Consider the following 18,578-nt stretch of genomic DNA (forward strand, 5'->3'; position numbering starts at 1 on the left):
ACGCCCGCCATAAACTGCCAGGCATCAAATAAAGTGAAGAAGCCCATCCTGACGGATGGGCTTTTTTGCGTCTGTGCGGGATGAAAACCGCCGGATGCGGCGTGCCGCCTTATCCGGCCTACAAAAGCCCGTCAGTGAATGCGTTTCAGTAGACCTGATAAGCGCAGCGCATCAGGCTCATCACAACACCACGGTTACCATCTTATCCATTGCGTAACAAAATCAGCAATTTGCTGTATGTCGTTGATGTCTAACAATGGAACATCCACCGCCAGCGGAACATCACTGGCAACCGCGATAACATATTCGTCTATCGCCAATTCTTCAGGGCTATGCCCGCAACCGTCGCGAAAAAGCACGATCTTAGCGACAGGTTCATGCTTAAACCCTTCAACCAGCACTAGATCCAACGTCGCTGCATCCATCCGGCTTACCAGATATGCTAAATCCAGTTCGGGCTCTTCCGGTGTTTCTACCATTAATGCCCAACGTTGCTGGCTGGCGACCAGCGTTTGTGCTGCACCGGCTTTGCGCAGTTCATAGCTATCTTTACCGGGCTTGTCGACATCCATATTGTGATGGGTATGCTTAATCAATCCGGGACGTATACCTCTGGCACGTAGTTCCGGGATCAACTTTTTGAGCAGCGTGGTTTTTCCCGTGCCGCTCCATGCCGCAATGGCGAGTAATGGGATCATGATTTATCCTGCCATTTTGCAAGCTCTTCGGGGGTGTTCACGTTTACGAACGCATCTTTATGATCGCTGAAATCGACGGCATGGCCGCCAGCCAGACGCATAAAGACCATGACACGTCGTTCACCGGACTGAAGATAATCCTGCAGCAAAGGCTGCATCGAGCGGTGCATCAGCGCAATGGTTGGGTGATCTCTTTCCCCATCATGCACCCAGACAACGGGTGCAGCTTTACGTTGCTCTTTTAGACGAGCGACCAGATCGTGAGGAATATAGGGCATATCGCACGGGCAAAACAGAAACCACTCCCCCGTTTGCTGCAGGAATATCGATAGCATCCCGGCCAGTGGGCCAGGGAAATCGGCCAAGGAATCGGGAATAACTTTCAGGCCGCTTTGCTGGTATATATCCCGGTGGCGATTGGCATTAACCACCACGGTTTCGACCTGCAAAGCGAGAATGTCGGCCACATGCCGCCAAAGAGGTTTACCGTCCAGTTCAAGCAGACCTTTATCGATTCCACCCATCCGTCTGGCCTTACCGCCAGCCAGCACAACCCCTGTTATTGCACTATCCAGAATCACTGATATCGCCTCTTTTAATGTGGGATTGACCCTGCTAACGTATCTGTATTGAGCCTAAGGAGCACAACCATGAAATGTAAACGTCTGAATGAAGTTATTGAACTCCTCCAGCCTGCCTGGCAGAAGGAACCCGATCTTAACCTGATGCAATTTTTGCAGAAACTGGCGCAAGAGTCAGGTTTTGACGGCGAACTGGCGGATTTAACTGATGACATTCTGATCTATCACCTGAAAATGCGAGACTCAGCGAAGGATGCTGTCATCCCAGGTATTCAGAAAGATTATGAAGAAGATTTTAAAACCGCACTACTCCGCGCTCGTGGTGTAATTAAAGAGTAAAAGCTTGTAATCGCCGCCACCGAAAGCGCTGCGAAATGATATCCTGAATCATTCGTAGTATTTTCCGGATGATGGGATGAACGACAACGCTTTTAATTTCCAGACGCTACACCCGGATACCATCATGGATGCACTGTTTGAGCAGGGGATCCGGGTGGATTCCGGGCTTACCCCGCTTAACAGCTATGAAAACCGTGTCTATCAATTCCAGGACGAAGACCGTCGACGCTTTGTCGTTAAGTTTTATCGCCCTGAACGTTGGTCTGTCGATCAGATCCAGGAAGAGCACCAGTTTGCTCTGGAACTGGTAAGCGATGAAGTCCCGGTAGCTGCGCCGTTGGTACTGAACGGCCAAACGCTGTTAAGCCATCAGGGTTTCCATTATGCGATCTTCCCCAGCGTCGGTGGGCGCCAGTTTGAGGCCGACAACATCGATCAGATGGAGGCGGTCGGGCGCTATCTCGGGCGTATGCACCAGACCGGATCCAAGAGTACTTTTGCCTTCCGACCGACGATTGGCCTTGAAGAATACCTGACTGAGCCGCGTAAAGTTTTTGAACACGCACAGCTTATCCCATCAGGGCAAAAAGCGGCTTTCCTGAAGGCAACGGATGCGCTTATCGCGGTGGTTACCGAACGCTGGCATACGCGTTTTACTGCGTTACGCCTGCACGGTGATTGTCATGCCGGTAATATTCTGTGGCGCGATGGCCCGATGTTTGTCGATTTAGATGATGCCCGCAATGGTCCGGCTATTCAGGATTTATGGATGCTTCTCAATGGTGATAAAGCTGAACAACGCATGCAGCTAGAAACCATTATCGAGGCTTATGAAGAGTTTAGTGAGTTCGACATCTCTGAAATCGGACTGATAGAACCTTTACGCGCTATGCGTTTAGTTTATTATCTTGCCTGGCTGATTCGACGTTGGGCTGACCCTGCGTTCCCAAAAAACTTCCCGTGGTTAACCGGGGAAGATTACTGGCATCGTCAGACCGCGACCTTTATTGAGCAGGCAAAAATTCTGCAAGAGCCCCCCTTACAATTAACGCCAATGTATTAATCGGAGAAACTTGAACATGAAAAAAATATGGCTGGCGCTGGCTGGTATGGTCTTAGTTTTTAGCGCATCTGCAGCGCAGTTCCAGGATGGTAAACAATACATCACTCTGGAAAAGCCAGTTGCGGGTGAACCGCAAGTGTTGGAGTTCTTCTCCTTCTACTGCCCGCACTGCTACCAGTTTGAAGAAGTGCTTCATGTATCTGATAACGTGAAGAAAAAACTGCCGGAAGGCACCAAGATGACCAAATACCACGTCGAGTTTCTCGGGCCGTTGGGCAAAGATCTGACGCAGGCATGGGCGGTTGCTATGGCGCTGGGTGTTGAAGATCAGGTTACTGTTCCGCTGTTTGAAGGCGTTCAGAAAACGCAGACCGTTCAGTCTGTTGCTGACATCCGTAAAGTGTTTGTCGATGCGGGTATTAAAGGCGAAGACTATGATGCGGCATGGAACAGCTTCGTAGTGAAATCTCTCGTGGCACAGCAGGAAAAAGCAGCGGCTGATTTACAGCTGCAGGGCGTTCCGGCGATGTTCGTGAATGGCAAATATCAGGTCAACCCGCAGGGCATGGATACCAGCAGCATGGATATCTTTGTACAACAGTATGCGGATACCGTGAAATACCTGGTCGGTCAGAAGTAAAAGCAAAAGCCGGTCACTGACCGGCTTTTTTATTTGCGGCTTTAATCGCGTCGAGCTGCGCGTCTTTCTCACTCCACAGCGTATTCAACCACAGCTGAAAGCGGCGCTTGAATGCCTTATCGTTCACGTAATCACCGTGTAACTCTTCATGGATTGGCTCCAGATTCACCCGCACGACAATCCTCGTTAGCTTACCGCTCAGCATGTCGTAGAAAGGCCGACTGCTGTTTTCCGGATAGCATAACGTGACGTTCAACATTTTATCGAACTGTGACCCCAGTACGTTTAATGCCATCGCAATACCTGCCGCCTTGGGTGGGAGCAGGTTTTGATAGGGTGAGCGGGTTTGCTCACGTTTATCTTTGGTAAAGCGCGAACCTTCGACAAAATTCACAATGGTTGTCGGGTGTACGCGAAACTTCTCGCAGGAACGACGGGTTGTTTCGACATCTTTACCACGGCGTTCCGGATGGCGAAGCAGATAGCCACGTGAATAGCGTTTCATAAACGGCATATCCAGCGCCCAGCAAGCCAGGCCAATAAAGGGCACCCAGGCCAGCTGTTGCTTGAGGAAATATTTATTCATCGGGATGTGCTTACGGAACAGAACGCAAAGCACAACGATATCGGCCCAGCTGTAATGATTACAAATGAGCAGATACCAGTTTTTCTTGCTAAGACCTTCCAGCCCTTCAACATCCCACTTCAGCCGTGGATTAAGGTGCAGCAGTAGCGCCAGACCTTCACACCAGCAGTACATCATGAAATTACAGAAGACAGAAACCTTGCGCCAGATGACAGGAATGGGCAAAAGGAGTTTCACAACCCCGGCAAGGATGATCGGCACAGAACAAAAAATCGTGACCAATATGGTCAATACGATACTCAGCAACAGCGTTATCGCAGCGAGTATTCTCGTCATAATTAAATTATTCAAAAGGTTAGCCATAGACAGTGCGCGAAAGAGGCGCAAGGGGCTGATTTTATCAGAAAACGAACCAAATGATGGATCTTCCCTGAATAGAAAAAAAGAGAATATCTATCCACATCAGGATATAAGCTGTAAAAATGGAATAAAATGCCGTGAGTTTATTTAACTAATTGAAAATGTTGTATAAATACAATGGAGCATTAATTGCCTTGCTATATTTAAAGAGCTGAAAATTATTTATTCACAAAGTTATCCACAGCTATCTTTGCGAGCAAAGCAGAAGATCTGCAAAAGTTTTTCGACAAATGCGGCGAAAAACTCATGTTTTCATCCTGTCTGTGGCATCCTTTACCCATAATCTGATAAACAGGCACGGACATTATGGTTCAGATCCCAGAAAACCCACTTATCCTTGTAGATGGCTCATCTTACCTGTATCGCGCATACCACGCGTTCCCACCGCTGACTAACAGCGCAGGAGAACCTACGGGCGCGATGTACGGTGTCCTCAACATGCTGCGTAGCTTGATTCTGCAATATCAACCAACCCATGCAGCGGTGGTATTCGACGCCAAGGGTAAAACCTTCCGTGATGAATTATTCGAACATTATAAGTCTCACCGCCCACCGATGCCGGACGATCTGCGTGCGCAGATTGAACCTCTGCATGCGATGGTAAAGGCGATGGGGCTGCCACTGTTGGCTGTTTCTGGCGTGGAGGCGGACGATGTTATCGGTACGCTGGCGCGGGAAGCAGAGAAGATCGGTCGCCCGGTGCTGATTAGCACCGGTGATAAAGATATGGCTCAGTTGGTGACACCGAATATCACCCTTATCAACACCATGACCAATACGATCCTCGGCCCGGATGAAGTGGTAAATAAGTACGGCGTCCCGCCGGAACTGATCATCGATTTCCTGGCGCTAATGGGTGACTCCTCAGATAACATTCCTGGCGTTCCAGGCGTAGGCGAAAAAACCGCTCAGGCACTGCTGCAGGGGCTGGGTGGGCTGGATACCCTCTATGCCGAATCAGACAAAATAGCGGGGCTGACCTTCCGTGGTGCGAAAACCATGGCGGGCAAACTTGAGCAGAATAAAGAGGTGGCGTACCTCTCTTATCAATTGGCTACCATCAAAACCGATGTTGAGCTGGAATTGACCTGTGAGCAGCTGGAAGTGCGTCAGCCCGCTGCAGAAGAACTGCTTGGCCTGTTTAAACAGTATGAATTTAAACGTTGGGTTACCGACGTTGAAGCGGGTAAATGGCTACAGGCGAAAGGGACGAAGCCGGCGGCAAAACCGCAAGAAACTATTGTCGTCGATGAAACGCCTGAGGAGCCGGCCACGGTTCTTTCGTATGAAAACTATGTGACGATTCTGGACGAAGCGACGCTGGAAGAGTGGATCGCTAAGCTGAAAAAAGCACCTGTCTTTGCCTTCGATACTGAAACTGACAGCCTGGACAACATTTCCGCGAATCTGGTTGGCCTGTCTTTTGCCATTGAACCGGGTGTGGCGGCGTATGTTCCTGTTGCCCACGATTACCTGGATGCCCCTGACCAGATCGCGCGCGACCGTGCGCTGGAGCTGCTAAAGCCGCTGCTGGAAGATGAGAACGCGCACAAAGTCGGGCAAAACCTGAAGTACGATCGCGGCATCCTGGCGAACTATGGCATCGAGCTGCGCGGCATCACCTTTGACACCATGCTCGAATCCTACATTCTTAACAGCGTCGCTGGACGACACGATATGGACAGCCTGTCGGACCGCTGGCTGAAACATAAAACCATCACCTTTGAAGAGATCGCCGGAAAAGGCAAAAACCAGCTGACCTTTAACCAGATAGCACTGGAAGAGGCTGGTCGTTACGCTGCGGAAGACGCCGACGTTACGCTACAGCTGCATCTGAAGATGTGGCCAGAATTGCAGCAGCATAAAGGGCCGTTGAACGTCTTTGAAAATATCGATATGCCGCTGGTGCCGGTTTTGTCTCGCGTTGAGCGCAACGGTGTGAAAATCGATCCGGCTGTTCTGCACAAGCATTCAGAAGAGCTGACGCTGCGTTTGAATGAGCTGGAGCAAAAAGCGCACGAGATCGCCGGAGAAGCGTTTAACCTCTCTTCCACTAAGCAACTGCAAACTATCCTGTTTGAAAAGCAGGGTATTAAGCCGTTGAAGAAAACCCCTGGCGGCGCGCCATCAACGTCGGAAGAGGTACTGGAAGAGCTCGCGCTGGATTACCCATTGCCGAAAGTGATCCTGGAATATCGTGGTTTAGCAAAACTGAAGTCGACCTATACGGATAAGCTTCCGTTGATGATTAACAAGAAAACCGGGCGCGTGCACACCTCCTACCATCAGGCGGTTACTGCCACCGGGCGCTTGTCTTCAACGGATCCAAACCTGCAAAACATCCCGGTACGTAATGATGAAGGTCGTCGTATTCGTCAGGCGTTCATTGCGCCAGAAGACTACCTGATTGTCTCTGCGGACTACTCACAGATTGAACTGCGTATCATGGCGCACCTTTCACGTGATAAAGGTCTGCTTACCGCGTTTGCCGAAGGGAAAGACATTCACCGCGCAACGGCGGCAGAAGTCTTTGGTTTACCGCTTGATTCTGTGACCAGCGAGCAACGCCGCAGCGCTAAAGCCATTAACTTCGGTTTGATCTACGGGATGAGCGCCTTTGGTTTGGCGCGCCAGTTGAATATTCCGCGCAAAGAAGCACAGAAGTACATGGATCTCTACTTTGAACGCTACCCTGGTGTGTTGGAATACATGGAACGCACCCGCGCTCAGGCGAAAGAGCAAGGCTATGTAGAAACGCTGGAAGGTCGCCGTCTCTATTTACCGGATATTAAATCCAGTAATGGTGCTCGTCGCGCTGGTGCTGAACGTGCGGCCATTAACGCCCCGATGCAGGGAACTGCTGCAGACATTATCAAACGAGCCATGATTGCCGTGGATGGATGGCTGCAAACCGAGCAACCGCGCGTGCGCATGATCATGCAGGTACACGATGAACTGGTGTTTGAAGTGCACAAAGATGATCTGGAAAGCGTCTCCAAAAAGATCCACCAACTGATGGAAAACGAGACTCAGATTGACGTGCCGTTGCTAGTGGAAGTCGGGAGTGGTGAAAACTGGGATCAGGCGCACTAAGGGTTTACTTAATAACGCTCCTATTTCGTAACTAAGCAACATAAGAGAGAGCTTTTTGTGATGTCCATTAGAATTCCCTATGTAAGGAATGAAAAAAAATTACAAAAAGTGCTTTCTGAGCTGCTCAAAAAAGAGTAAAGTTATTCTCGTAGGGTACAGAGGTAAGATGTTCTATCTTTCAGACCTTTTACTTCACGTAATCGGATTTGGCTGAATATTTTAGCCGCCCCAGTCAGTAATGACTGGGGCGTTTTTTATTGTGCGAAAGAAAAGTTTTGCACATGCTGTAGGCCGGATAAGACGCGCAGCGGCGTCATCCGGCATATCGGTGGGTTATTCCCCTTCCTGCACCTCTTCAACCGGTGCCAGTTCACTAAACCAGCTATCCAGTTTTTGCCGCAGTTTGTCCACACCCAGTTTTTTCAGCGATGAAAATGCTTCTACCTGCACATCACCGTTAAATGCCAGTACGGCTTCACGTACCATATTCAGCTGCGCTTTGCGTGCACCGCTGGCCAGCTTATCTGCTTTAGTCAGCAGTACCAGAACCTGAACGTTGCTCTCAACTGCCCATAGGATCATCTGTTGATCGAGATCTTTTAACGGGTGACGAATATCCATCAGTACCACCAGACCTTGCAGGCTCTGACGTTTTTCCAGATATTCAGCCAGCGCGCGCTGCCATTTACGCTTCATTTCTTCTGGAACTTCGGCATAACCGTATCCTGGCAAATCGACCAGGCGTTTGCCGTCAACGACTTCAAACAGGTTGATGAGCTGAGTACGACCCGGCGTTTTAGATGTACGCGCCAGACCTTTTTGATTCGTCAGGGTATTTAGCGCACTGGATTTGCCTGCGTTGGAACGGCCAGCAAAAGCCACTTCGATACCGGTATCGGAAGGTAAGTGGCGAATATCAGGCGCACTCATTACAAAGTGCGTCTGTTGATAATTCAAGTTAGTCAAAGCAGTCCTCTCCATCAATCAGGGCTTTGCAGCGATTATACCTGAACCCCAGCAAAAGGCTGGTTTTTCGACGAGTGAGCTGTGTAAGTAAAAACCTCGCGCTTTGTGAGACATTGCCGACAGTTTCTATACGAGATGACAGAGTAAAAAATGACAGAACTAAAATAAATCATATGGTTACATTTGGGCGCTATTCTTAAAATCAGAAATTGTTACCCAGGTTACTTGTACGTTTAAACCAAAACGGTAAAGTAGCATCCATAGCGAGGAAGCTGAAAGGATAGACGACTCAGGATGAGGGTCAGGAGCGCCAGGAGGCGAAGACACAGGATTGTCAGGAAGACAAACGTCCGGAGACGTTAGTAAAAGGAAATGGAAACAACACGGAATGTTAGAGGCTAAGGGAAAAACAGGGTGTGTTGATAGCCAACAGGGATTGTAGAGCCCGTAAGGGTTGAGAGTCAGGAAAAAAGGCGACAGATTACTCTGTCGCCTTTTTTCTTTATTTCTGCTAGATTCCGGCGCAATTATATACTGAATAAAACAGCCAAAGACGAATCATGATGAAACCAACTTCTACACCACGCGGTAAAGGTCCTGCAAAAGCGCGTCGTAAAACACGCGAAGAAATTAACCAGGAAGCTCGCGACCGTAAGCGCCAGAAAAAACACCGTGGTCATGCGGCAGGTAGCCGTGCGTCCGGTAGCGAAGGCGCATCTGGTGGCGGAAACCAAAATAAGCAAAAAGATCCTCGTATTGGCAGCAAAACCCCCATTCCATTGGGCGTGACCGAAAAAGTCACCAAACAGCACAAACCGAAGAGTGAGAAACCTATGCTTTCACCACAGGCTGAGTTGGATTTACTGGAAACGGATGAGCGCCTGGATGCGCTGCTGGAGCGTCTTGAAGCAGGAGAAACCCTGAGCGCGGAAGATCAGTCCTGGGTTGATGCCAAGCTGGATCGCATCGATGAGCTGATGCAAAAGCTGGGTCTTTCTTACGATGACGAGGAAGAAGAGGAAGAAGAAGAAAAGCAGGAAGACATGATGCGCCTGCTGAAAGGCGGCAACTAACGGTTTTACACCGTGGGTCTTCCCGTCCTGCTTATAACCCTTCCGGTTATATGTTATCTGGTGTGGTTATTCGTTAAACTACAGCGGTTGTCGCGGCGACAGAAGTGGCTGCGCAACCGACTTATCACCCGTACTGGGGTTAAGTCGGTACGCCGTACCCGCCAGAGACGCCATCGGAAGGAGTGAGCATGTCAGAGCAGTTAATAGACTGGGACCTGGCCCTGATCCAGAAATATAACTATTCCGGGCCACGATATACCTCGTACCCGACCGCGCTGGAGTTTTCTGAAGACTACGGCACTGAGGCATTTCTAAAGGCCGTGGCGCGTTATCCTGAGCGTCCTCTCTCGCTGTACGTTCACATCCCATTCTGCCACAAGCTGTGTTATTTCTGCGGCTGTAACAAGGTCGTGACTCGCCAGCAGCATAAAGCCGATCAATACCTCGATGTCTTAGAACAAGAAATTATTCATCGCGCACCGCTGTTCGCCGGACGCCATGTCAGTCAGCTGCACTGGGGCGGCGGCACGCCAACGTACCTGAATAAAGCGCAAATCAGTCGTTTGATGTCGCTGCTGCGTGGCAACTTTAACTTTAACGACGACGCTGAAATCTCGATCGAAGTGGATCCGCGAGAAATTGAGCTGGATGTGCTCGATCATTTACGCGCTGAAGGTTTTAACCGCCTGAGCATGGGGGTGCAGGACTTCAATAAAGAAGTTCAGCGCCTGGTGAACCGTGAGCAGGATGAGGAATTCATCTTTGCGCTGCTGAATCATGCGCGTGAGATCGGTTTTACTTCAACGAATATCGATCTGATTTATGGTTTGCCAAAACAGACGCCAGAAAGTTTCGCCTTCACCCTGAAACGCGTTGCTGAGCTGAATCCAGACCGACTGAGTGTCTTTAACTACGCGCACCTGCCGACGCTGTTTGCCGCTCAGCGCAAAATTAAAGATGCCGACCTGCCCAGCGCGCAGCAGAAGCTGGATATCCTGCAGGAAACCATCTCTTCACTGACCGAAACTGGCTATCAGTTCATTGGCATGGATCACTTTGCCCGTCCGGATGACGAACTGGCCATTGCTCAACGCAAGGGTGTGCTGCATCGTAATTTCCAGGGTTATACCACCCAGGGTGATACCGATCTGCTGGGAATGGGCGTGTCAGCCATTAGTATGATTGGTGACAACTACGCGCAGAACCAGAAAGAGCTGAAGCGCTATTATCAGCAGGTAGACGAGCAGGGGGACGCGCTGTGGCGCGGAATTGCCCTGACCCGTGACGACTGCATTCGTCGGGATGTTATTAAGCTCCTGATCTGCAACTTCCGCCTCGACTATGCCGCTGTGGAACAGCAATGGGATCTGAACTTCGCTGACTATTTTGCCGAAGACCTGAAACTGCTGGCACCGCTGGCGAAGGATGGGCTGGTGGATGTCGATGAGAAGGGGATTCAGGTCACGCCGAAGGGCCGTCTGCTGATCCGTAATATTTGCATGTGCTTCGATGCGTATCTGCGCCAGAAAGCGCGGATGCAGCAATTCTCGCGGGTGATTTAACGCTTTTCCGGGTGGCGCTTCGCTTATCGTGCCTACGAAAATCTCAATACGTAGGTCGGATAAGCGAAGCGCCACCCGGCGAACCCGCTAGCTGAACAGTCCAACCAGCGCTGCGCACAATACTGCGGCGACCGCAGTTTGTGGCGTATGGCTTTCGACCGCACCGCTCGACAGCAGATTAATGATTGATTCCAGCATGATGACTTCCCCCCGTTAGTCGGGCACGATCATACTTAACTCATCGGAACAGTAAAGCGCAAAATAGCAGCTATTTGCGCTCAATTATTAATCTTTACACAGTGACGATATGTCACTCCATTCCGAGTTCTTTTAGCTTACGCGTCAAGGTATTACGACCCCAACCGAGCAAGCGTGCCGCTTCCTGTTTATGCCCCTGGGTATGACGTAGCGCGGTAGTCAACAGCGTGCGCTCCATCTCTGGTTGGGCCTCAGAAAGCAAGTTTTGATGACCGGAGCGTAATGCCCGATCCGCCCACTGTGCCAATAGCGTTGCCCAACTATCCGGCTGCATATGGGACGGTGCATCTGGCACAGAGGTTTCAAACAGCTCGGTTGGTAAGTCCTGAATCAGTACTTCCTGCCCGGCGGCCATTACGGTTAACCAGCGGCAGGTATTCTCAAGCTGACGCACGTTACCTGGCCAGGCCAGACGGGTGAGCGCGGCCTCGGTTTCCGGGTGTAATTGTTTGGCTTCCACCCCCAGTTCGCGGGCGGCCTCCTGCAGGAAATGACGCGCCAGGCGGGGGATATCTTCCCGACGTTCGCGCAGTGGCGGCAGATGTACCCGAATGACGTTCAGGCGATGGAATAAGTCCTCACGGAATTTGCCTTCCTGCACGCGCAGTTCAAGATTCTGGTGCGTGGCGGCGATAATGCGTACATCTACCTTTACGGGCGCGTAACCGCCAACGCGGTAAAACTGTCCGTCGGCTAATACGCGCAATAAACGCGTTTGCACGTCCAGCGGCATATCGCCAATTTCATCGAGGAACAGCGTACCGCCGTCTGCCTGTTCAAAGCGCCCCTGACGAATGGTATTCGCCCCGGTAAACGCGCCTTTCTCGTGGCCAAACAGCTCAGATTCGATCAAATCTTTCGGGATTGCCGCCATGTTCAGCGCGATAAACGGCGCTTTGACGCGCGGGCTATGACGGTGCAACGCATGGGCAACCAGCTCTTTACCGGTTCCTGACTCCCCATTAATCAATACGCTGATTGAAGACCGGGACAGGCGACCAATAATGCGAAAGACGTCCTGCATTGCTGGCGCTTCGCCGATGATGTCGGTTGTGGGGCCATTGATCTGAACATTGCGCGGCTGCTGCTGTTCCTGATAATGACTGATGGCGCGCTCGACCAGCGCCACCGCTTCATCAATATCAAAAGGTTTGGGCAGATAATCAAACGCCCCTTGCTGATAGGCGCTGACGGCGGCATCCAGATCGGAGTGCGCGGTCATTATGATGACCGGAAGCATCGGATGCCGCTGTTTAATCTGTTTTAACAGCGTCAGGCCGTCCATACCCGGCATGCGGATATCCGACAACAGCACGTCCGGCGTTTTGCTGGCCAGCGCGTCCAGTACCTCTTTACCACTTTCAAATGTGGTACAGCTTAGCCCTGCCCCTGCGAGCGCACGTTCAAGCACCCAACGGATGGAACTATCGTCATCAACGACCCAGACTATTCCTCGTTGCATAAACGTCACCTTATTTCCTGATAGGCAGGTAAACCGAGAACTCGGTATGACCCGGCCAACTGGTAAATTCAATTTTGCCGGAATGTTGATCAATCAAATTACGGGCGATAGATAATCCAAGGCCGGTACCGCCTTCGCGACCGCTAACCATTGGGTAGAACAGCGTATCCTGCAAATGCGAGGGGATACCTGGACCGTTATCCTCTACATCAATTCGTGCCGCCAGACGGTAACGCATGCCGTGTAGCGTGAGCTGAAACGCGGTGCGGGTGCGCAGAATGATCTCGCCGCCTTCCGGTCCCAGCGCCTGCAAAGCATTGCGTACGATGTTCAGCAAAACCTGCTCGATCTGGTCCGGGTCGTGCAGTAATTCGGGCAGACTTGGGTCGTAATCCCGGATTAGCGTGACGTTTTCCGGCAGCTCCATCGAGACCAGCGCCACCACGCGTTCCGCCACTTTGTGAATACTTTCCGTGATGTGCATGCCGGGCTGTTGTGGCCCCAGCAGACGGTCGACCAGATTACGCAGGCGGTCCGCCTGTTCAATAATGACTTTGGTATATTCGGTCAGCGCCGGGTCCGGAAGCGCTTTACTGAGAAGTTGCGCCGCACCGCGTAATCCGCCCAGCGGGTTTTTAATTTCATGTGCCAGACCACGCACCAGATCGCGGGCAGCAATCTGCTGGGCGTGCTGGAGCTGTTCCTGACTCAGACGGCGCTGATTATCCATAGGGGCCATCTCCAGCAAGATAAGGCCATCAGGCAGCCTCTGAGCGGTCACAGAGAGGATATGTGAGTGGCTGTCTATCACCAGCGTCACTTCGTTATCCGTAAAGCCCTGGCCTGCTTCTAGGCTCTCTCGCATCAGTCCGATGTTTAAGGAGAAATAACTCAACAGATCGGGAAGCGGTGTACCAAACAGTTTGCGGGAGCTTTGGGCGAGCAACTGCTGTGCCGCCGGGTTGGCGTAATGTACAGCCAGCTCATCGTCGACGAGTAAGATGCTGTTGATTAAAGAATTTAGGATCTGCCCAGCATCGGGCAGCGTGCCGGTTGCCATTCAGCAGTCTCCTGAAAAGTGTTGCACCAATTTAGTGCATTATAGCTTTTTACATCAAAAAAGCGCGAAAAAGCAGGTTGTTAGTGGAGAAAAAAGCCCATCCAGAGATGGGCTACAGATGACTGGCAAACATAGATGCCGGATGGCGGATTTGCCTTATCCGGCCTACAAGGTAATGTTACCCTCCAGGCCTGATAAGTTTGCGCCATCAGGCGTCCTATCATTCACCATCGATCTCAAGCCTGCCTGAGCAGGCTAAAAGTTCCACGGCAACTCAAACGATTAAACGCTGTAGTACAGCTCAAACTCTACCGGGTGCGGAGTCATGCGCACGCGGTCATCTTCTTCGCGACGCAGCGCAATGTACGCATCGATCGCTTCATTGGTGAACACGCCGCCTGCGGTCAGGAACTCGCGGTCCAGATCCAGTTCTTTCAGTGCTTCTTCCAGAGAACCAGCAACCTGTGGGATCTCTTTCGCTTCTTCCGGCGGCAGGTCGTACAGGTTTTTGTCCATTGCTTCGCCCGGGTGGATCTTGTTCTTAATACCGTCAAGACCAGCCATCAGCAGCGCTGCGAAGCACAGGTATGGGTTAGCAGCCGGGTCCGGGAAACGCACTTCGATACGACGCGCTTTCGGAGAAGCAACTACCGGGATACGGATAGACGCAGAACGGTTACGGGCAGAGTAAGCCAGCATTACCGGTGCTTCGTAACCCGGGACCAGACGCTTGTAGGAGTTGGTGGTCGGGTTAGCCAGGGCGTTGATCGCTTTAGCGTGTTTGATTACGCCACCGATGTAGTACAGCGCCTGCTCAGACAGACCCGCATATTTGTCACCGGAGAACAGGTTTACGCCGTTCTTGGACAGGGACATGTGGCAGTGCATGCCGGAACCGTTATCGCCAAACATTGGTTTTGGCATAAAGGTCGCGGTTTTACCGAAACGGTGAGCGACGTTGTGAACGACATATTTGTAGATCTGAATTTCGTCCGCTTTTTTGGTCATGGTGTTAAAGCGGGTCGCGATTTCGTTCTGACCAGCAGTCGCCACTTCGTGGTGATGCGCTTCAACAACCAGGCCCATTTCTTCCATGATCAGACACATGGTAGAACGGATATCCTGAGAAGAATCTACCGGAGGAACCGGGAAGTAACCGCCTTTCACGCCTGGACGGTGACCTTTGTTACCACCTTCGTATTTGGTGGAAGAGTTCCATGCGCCTTCGATGTCATCGATAGCCACGTGGGAACCGGAAATAGTTGCGCCGAAACGGATGTCGTCAAACAGGAAGAATTCTGGCTCTGGCCCGAACAGAACGGTGTCTGCGATGCCGGTAGAACGCAGATACTCTTCAGCACGTTTAGCGATGGAGCGCGGGTCACGGTCGTAGCCCTGCAGCGTACCTGGTTCCAGGATATCGCAACGGATGATCAGGGTAGACTCTTCAAAGAACGGGTCGATGAGAGCAGTAGACGCATCTGGCATCAGAACCATGTCTGATTCGTTAATGCCTTTCCAGCCACCGATTGAGGAGCCGTCAAACATTTTGCCTTCTTCAAAGAATTCGGCATTTACCTGATGAGCAGGAATAGTGACGTGCTGTTCTTTACCTTTGGTATCAGTGAAGCGTAAATCAACAAACTTCACTTCGTGTTCGTTCAGCATCGTCAAAACGTGTTCAGCGGACATACTTACTCTCCCGGATTGGTCATTGTCGTCGTGGTAACGAAGTCTTCAATTCTGCAAAAATTGGCCGTGTCGCCATAAAAAATATAAAGCGAAATCTGTGCCAACTTTTAAATTGCCCCTAAAAGGCGTTATCATGCGCACCATCGTGCAAAGGGGCTGCACCATGAAGGTTGTATTGCACCATTATAGTGCTTTAATGTGAACATTAAGCACCATATTGGTGCAAAGCATGTCAGATTACCCCTTTTAACGCTCCGTGAATGTGATCACAAAGAAACTCTGCAATACTTGTTTGCGGAGGATGTTTGTGATCCTGTTTTGTACTGCGATTAATCCGTGTACAATAACGCGCTATTTCTAAAATGCCTGAGGCAAAGTTGTGATCGAAAATTTGCGTAACATCGCCATCATCGCGCACGTAGACCATGGTAAAACGACCCTGGTAGACAAGCTGCTCCAACAATCCGGTACGTTCGATGCACGTGCTGAAACCCAAGAGCGCGTGATGGACTCCAACGATTTGGAGAAAGAGCGTGGGATTACCATCCTCGCTAAAAACACCGCTATCAAATGGAATGACTACCGTATCAACATCGTTGATACCCCGGGGCACGCCGACTTCGGTGGTGAAGTTGAACGTGTAATGTCCATGGTCGACTCTGTGCTGCTGGTGGTGGATGCAATGGACGGTCCGATGCCGCAGACGCGCTTCGTGACCAAAAAAGCCTTTGCCCATGGCCTGAAGCCAATTGTTGTTATCAACAAAGTTGACCGTCCTGGCGCGCGTCCTGACTGGGTTGTTGATCAGGTATTTGACCTGTTCGTTAACCTCGACGCTACCGACGAGCAGCTGGACTTCCCGATCGTTTACGCTTCTGCGCTGAACGGTATCGCGGGTCTGGATCACGAAGACATGGCTGAAGACATGACTCCGCTGTATCAGACTATCGTTGATCGTGTACCGGCTCCGAGCGTAGATCTTGATGGCCCGCTGCAGATGCAAATCTCTCAGCTGGACTACAACAACTACGTTGGCGTAATCGGTATCGGCCGCATCAAACGCGGTAAAGTTAAACCGAACCAGCAGATCACTATCATTGATAGCGAAGGCAAAACCCGTAACGGTAAAGTCGGTAAAGTTCTGACCCATCTGGGTCTGGAACGTATCGAGAGTGATATTGCTGAAGCAGGCGATATCATCGCGATCACCGGTCTGGGCGAACTGAACATCTCCGACACCATCTGCGACCCGCAGAATGTTGAAGCGCTGCCAGCTCTGTCCGTTGATGAACCGACCGTTACCATGTTCTTCTGCGTAAACACCTCTCCGTTCTGCGGTAAAGAAGGTAAATATGTTACCTCTCGTCAGATCCTTGACCGCCTGAACAAAGAGCTGGTGCACAACGTTGCGCTGCGCGTTGAAGAAACCGAAGATGCGGATGCGTTCCGTGTATCCGGTCGTGGTGAGCTGCACCTGTCTGTTCTGATCGAAAACATGCGTCGTGAAGGTTTCGAAATGGCGGTTTCCCGTCCGAAAGTAATCTTCCGCGAAATCGACGGCCGTAAACAAGAGCCGTTCGAAAACGTAACGCTGGACGTTGAAGAGCAGCACCAGGGTTCTGTGATGCAGGCTCTGGGTGAGCGTAAAGGCGACCTGAAAAACATGAATCCAGATGGCAAAGGCCGCGTACGTCTTGACTACGTGATCCCAAGCCGTGGTCTGATCGGCTTCCGTTCAGAATTCATGACCATGACTTCCGGTACCGGTCTGCTGTACTCCACCTTCAGCCACTACGACGACGTTCGTGCGGGTGATGTGGGTCAGCGTCAGAACGGCGTACTGATCTCCAACGGCCAGGGTAAAGCAGTTGCGTTCGCACTGTTCAGCCTGCAGGACCGCGGTAAGCTGTTCCTGGGTCACGGTGCTGAAGTTTACGAAGGCCAGATCATCGGTATTCACAGCCGTTCTAACGACCTGACTGTAAACTGCCTGACCGGTAAGAAACTGACCAACATGCGTGCGTCTGGTACTGACGAAGCAACGGTTCTGGTTCCGCCGGTTAAGATGACTCTGGAGCAGGCTCTGGAATTCATCGATGACGACGAACTGGTAGAAGTAACACCAACCTCTATCCGTATCCGTAAGCGTCACCTGACTGAAAACGATCGTCGCCGTGCAATGCGTGGCGCGAAAGAAGAGTAATTAACACTCTTTTTCAGGTAAGCACAAAAAAGCCGCTGATTATCAGCGGCTTTTTTTATCTAAAAGATCAGGTCGTTTCCTGCTCTGCAATGACTAGCTCAATATTTTCTAAATCAAGCAATTGCTTGAATGAATTTGGTGGCTGGGAATCGGTAAAAAATGCCCGAATTTTACGCATATTACCGATGGATACAGCGGCTGAGGCGGTAAACTTAGTATGATCAGCAACTAACAGCGTATTACGTGCATGCTTAATCATCGTTTTGGCGACAAGCGCTTCGTTAACGTCAAATTCCAATAGTGTGCCGTCTTCCTCGATGGCACCAATACTGGTAATCAAATAGTCGGCTCTAAATCCTTCAATAAAGTTCACTGCTCCTGGGCCAACAATACCGCCATTATGAGCACGTAACGTTCCACCGGGCACCATAACCTCAAGATCTTGATTCTTATATAAGATCTGCGCAACACGAAGACTGTTAGTAATGATGCGAAGATCCCGACGGTTCAGCAAAGCTCGTGCGACGGCTTCCACCGTTGTACCAATGGTAATAAATACCGTACAGCGTTCAGGAAGATAATCAGCAACCGCTTCCGCTATCGCTTCTTTTTCCTGGGTAAGGGACAACTCTCGCTGTTCAAAGGCGGTATTCATGACGCTGGATACACGTCCGGCTCCACCATGATGTCTGGTGATCAAGCCCTGTTCGCTTAACTTACGAATATCCCGGCGCACGGTTTGCGTGGACACGTCCAGCAATTGTGCGAGCTCTTCGATATTCATATAGCCGCGTTCTGTAATGTAATGAACAAGTTGATCGTGTCGCGGATTACCGGTGACTTCAATGATGCTCATGAATACTCCTGGACTTCTTCCCCGTA

18 protein-coding genes and 1 pseudogene are annotated in these 18,578 nt (G+C 50.9%); 10 read left to right on the forward strand and 9 right to left on the reverse strand.

Features of this window, described 5'->3' with window-relative positions; genetic code table 11:
- Positions 1 to 194: 194 nt before the first annotated feature.
- Positions 195 to 698 carry a molybdopterin-guanine dinucleotide biosynthesis protein MobB gene (mobB, locus tag OGY13_RS00270; RefSeq protein WP_008786976.1) on the reverse strand — a complete coding sequence of 168 codons (504 nt, stop codon included), beginning with the start codon at positions 696 to 698 and terminating at the stop codon, positions 195 to 197.
- Positions 695 to 1,279: a molybdenum cofactor guanylyltransferase MobA gene (gene mobA / locus OGY13_RS00275; protein ID WP_213752520.1), complete on the reverse strand. Its 585-nt coding sequence runs from the start codon at positions 1,277 to 1,279 to the stop codon at positions 695 to 697. Before mobA ends, mobB begins: the two co-directional genes overlap by 4 nt.
- A 69-nt stretch (positions 1,280 to 1,348) precedes the next feature.
- Here mobA and OGY13_RS00280 point away from each other — a divergent pair, with 69 nt between their 5' ends.
- From OGY13_RS00280 to dsbA, 3 genes are all read left to right on the forward strand, one after another.
- Complete coding sequence (locus tag OGY13_RS00280; RefSeq protein WP_003028616.1) at positions 1,349 to 1,618, forward strand: YihD family protein; 270 nt, start codon at positions 1,349 to 1,351, stop codon at positions 1,616 to 1,618.
- A gap of 76 nt (positions 1,619 to 1,694) precedes the next feature.
- Positions 1,695 to 2,681, forward strand: coding sequence for a serine/threonine protein kinase (locus OGY13_RS00285; protein WP_213752519.1), 987 nt, complete (start codon positions 1,695 to 1,697; stop codon positions 2,679 to 2,681).
- A 16-nt stretch (positions 2,682 to 2,697) separates the two neighbouring features.
- Positions 2,698 to 3,321, forward strand: coding sequence for a thiol:disulfide interchange protein DsbA (gene dsbA, locus OGY13_RS00290; RefSeq protein ID WP_213752518.1), 624 nt, complete (start codon positions 2,698 to 2,700; stop codon positions 3,319 to 3,321).
- A gap of 13 nt (positions 3,322 to 3,334) precedes the next feature.
- On the opposite strand, the gene yihG is transcribed toward dsbA, so the two are convergent.
- A complete protein-coding gene (yihG, locus tag OGY13_RS00295; protein ID WP_286637515.1) occupies positions 3,335 to 4,198 on the reverse strand; it encodes a 1-acylglycerol-3-phosphate O-acyltransferase, YihG family in 864 nt (287 codons plus the stop codon).
- Between yihG and OGY13_RS00300 the strand changes: the two genes are divergently transcribed.
- From OGY13_RS00300 to spfP, 3 genes are all read left to right on the forward strand, one after another.
- Positions 4,083 to 4,418 carry a hypothetical protein gene (locus tag OGY13_RS00300; protein WP_233899654.1) on the forward strand — a complete coding sequence of 112 codons (336 nt, stop codon included), beginning with the start codon at positions 4,083 to 4,085 and terminating at the stop codon, positions 4,416 to 4,418. The genes yihG and OGY13_RS00300 overlap by 116 nt on opposite strands.
- Before the next feature lie 215 nt (positions 4,419 to 4,633).
- Positions 4,634 to 7,420 (forward strand): DNA polymerase I, encoded by a 2,787-nt coding sequence (gene polA / locus OGY13_RS00305; protein ID WP_048237100.1) that lies wholly within the window; start codon positions 4,634 to 4,636, stop codon positions 7,418 to 7,420.
- Positions 7,421 to 7,586: 166 nt separating this feature from the next.
- Complete coding sequence (spfP, locus tag OGY13_RS25085; protein ID WP_071892919.1) at positions 7,587 to 7,634, forward strand: small protein SpfP; 48 nt, start codon at positions 7,587 to 7,589, stop codon at positions 7,632 to 7,634.
- Between the two features lie 119 nt (positions 7,635 to 7,753).
- Here spfP and yihA read toward each other — a convergent pair whose 3' ends face one another.
- Positions 7,754 to 8,386, reverse strand: a complete 633-nt coding sequence (gene yihA / locus OGY13_RS00310; protein ID WP_008786982.1) for a ribosome biogenesis GTP-binding protein YihA/YsxC — start codon at positions 8,384 to 8,386, stop codon at positions 7,754 to 7,756.
- A 209-nt stretch (positions 8,387 to 8,595) separates the two neighbouring features.
- Between yihA and OGY13_RS00315 the strand changes: the two are divergent.
- The 3 genes and pseudogenes from OGY13_RS00315 (at position 8,596) to hemN (ending at position 11,021) form a co-directional block, all read left to right on the forward strand.
- Positions 8,596 to 8,781, forward strand: a pseudogene (locus OGY13_RS00315) (hypothetical protein).
- Positions 8,782 to 8,949: 168 nt separating this feature from the next.
- Positions 8,950 to 9,459 (forward strand): Der GTPase-activating protein YihI, encoded by a 510-nt coding sequence (yihI, locus tag OGY13_RS00320; RefSeq protein ID WP_003028627.1) that lies wholly within the window; start codon positions 8,950 to 8,952, stop codon positions 9,457 to 9,459.
- Between the two features lie 188 nt (positions 9,460 to 9,647).
- Positions 9,648 to 11,021 carry an oxygen-independent coproporphyrinogen III oxidase gene (gene hemN / locus OGY13_RS00325; protein ID WP_032950661.1) on the forward strand — a complete coding sequence of 458 codons (1,374 nt, stop codon included), beginning with the start codon at positions 9,648 to 9,650 and terminating at the stop codon, positions 11,019 to 11,021.
- A gap of 87 nt (positions 11,022 to 11,108) precedes the next feature.
- On the opposite strand, the gene OGY13_RS00330 is transcribed toward hemN, so the two are convergent.
- From OGY13_RS00330 to glnA, 4 genes are all read right to left on the reverse strand, one after another.
- Positions 11,109 to 11,219, reverse strand: a complete 111-nt coding sequence (locus OGY13_RS00330) for a YshB family small membrane protein (RefSeq protein WP_020996121.1) — start codon at positions 11,217 to 11,219, stop codon at positions 11,109 to 11,111.
- Between the two features lie 112 nt (positions 11,220 to 11,331).
- Positions 11,332 to 12,741, reverse strand: coding sequence for a nitrogen regulation protein NR(I) (gene glnG / locus OGY13_RS00335; RefSeq protein WP_003825317.1), 1,410 nt, complete (start codon positions 12,739 to 12,741; stop codon positions 11,332 to 11,334).
- Between the two features lie 10 nt (positions 12,742 to 12,751).
- The gene (gene glnL, locus OGY13_RS00340) at positions 12,752 to 13,801 is read right to left on the reverse strand and encodes a nitrogen regulation protein NR(II) (protein ID WP_008786986.1); all 1,050 of its coding nucleotides are present in this window, start codon (positions 13,799 to 13,801) and stop codon (positions 12,752 to 12,754) included.
- A 282-nt stretch (positions 13,802 to 14,083) separates the two neighbouring features.
- Positions 14,084 to 15,493, reverse strand: coding sequence for a glutamate--ammonia ligase (glnA, locus tag OGY13_RS00345; RefSeq protein ID WP_008786987.1), 1,410 nt, complete (start codon positions 15,491 to 15,493; stop codon positions 14,084 to 14,086).
- A 379-nt stretch (positions 15,494 to 15,872) separates the two neighbouring features.
- Between glnA and typA the strand changes: the two genes are divergently transcribed.
- Positions 15,873 to 17,696: a ribosome-dependent GTPase TypA gene (typA, locus tag OGY13_RS00350; protein WP_008786988.1), complete on the forward strand. Its 1,824-nt coding sequence runs from the start codon at positions 15,873 to 15,875 to the stop codon at positions 17,694 to 17,696.
- 67 nt (positions 17,697 to 17,763) lie between these two features.
- Here the strand turns inward: typA and OGY13_RS00355 are convergent, their stop codons facing one another.
- Positions 17,764 to 18,552: a DeoR/GlpR family DNA-binding transcription regulator gene (locus OGY13_RS00355; RefSeq protein ID WP_008786989.1), complete on the reverse strand. Its 789-nt coding sequence runs from the start codon at positions 18,550 to 18,552 to the stop codon at positions 17,764 to 17,766.
- Between the last annotated feature and the right edge of the window lie 26 nt (positions 18,553 to 18,578).

Origin of the sequence: Citrobacter sp. Cpo045, assembly GCF_030332875.1 — a bacterium.
In the GTDB taxonomy this organism is placed as follows: domain Bacteria; phylum Pseudomonadota; class Gammaproteobacteria; order Enterobacterales; family Enterobacteriaceae; genus Citrobacter; species Citrobacter portucalensis.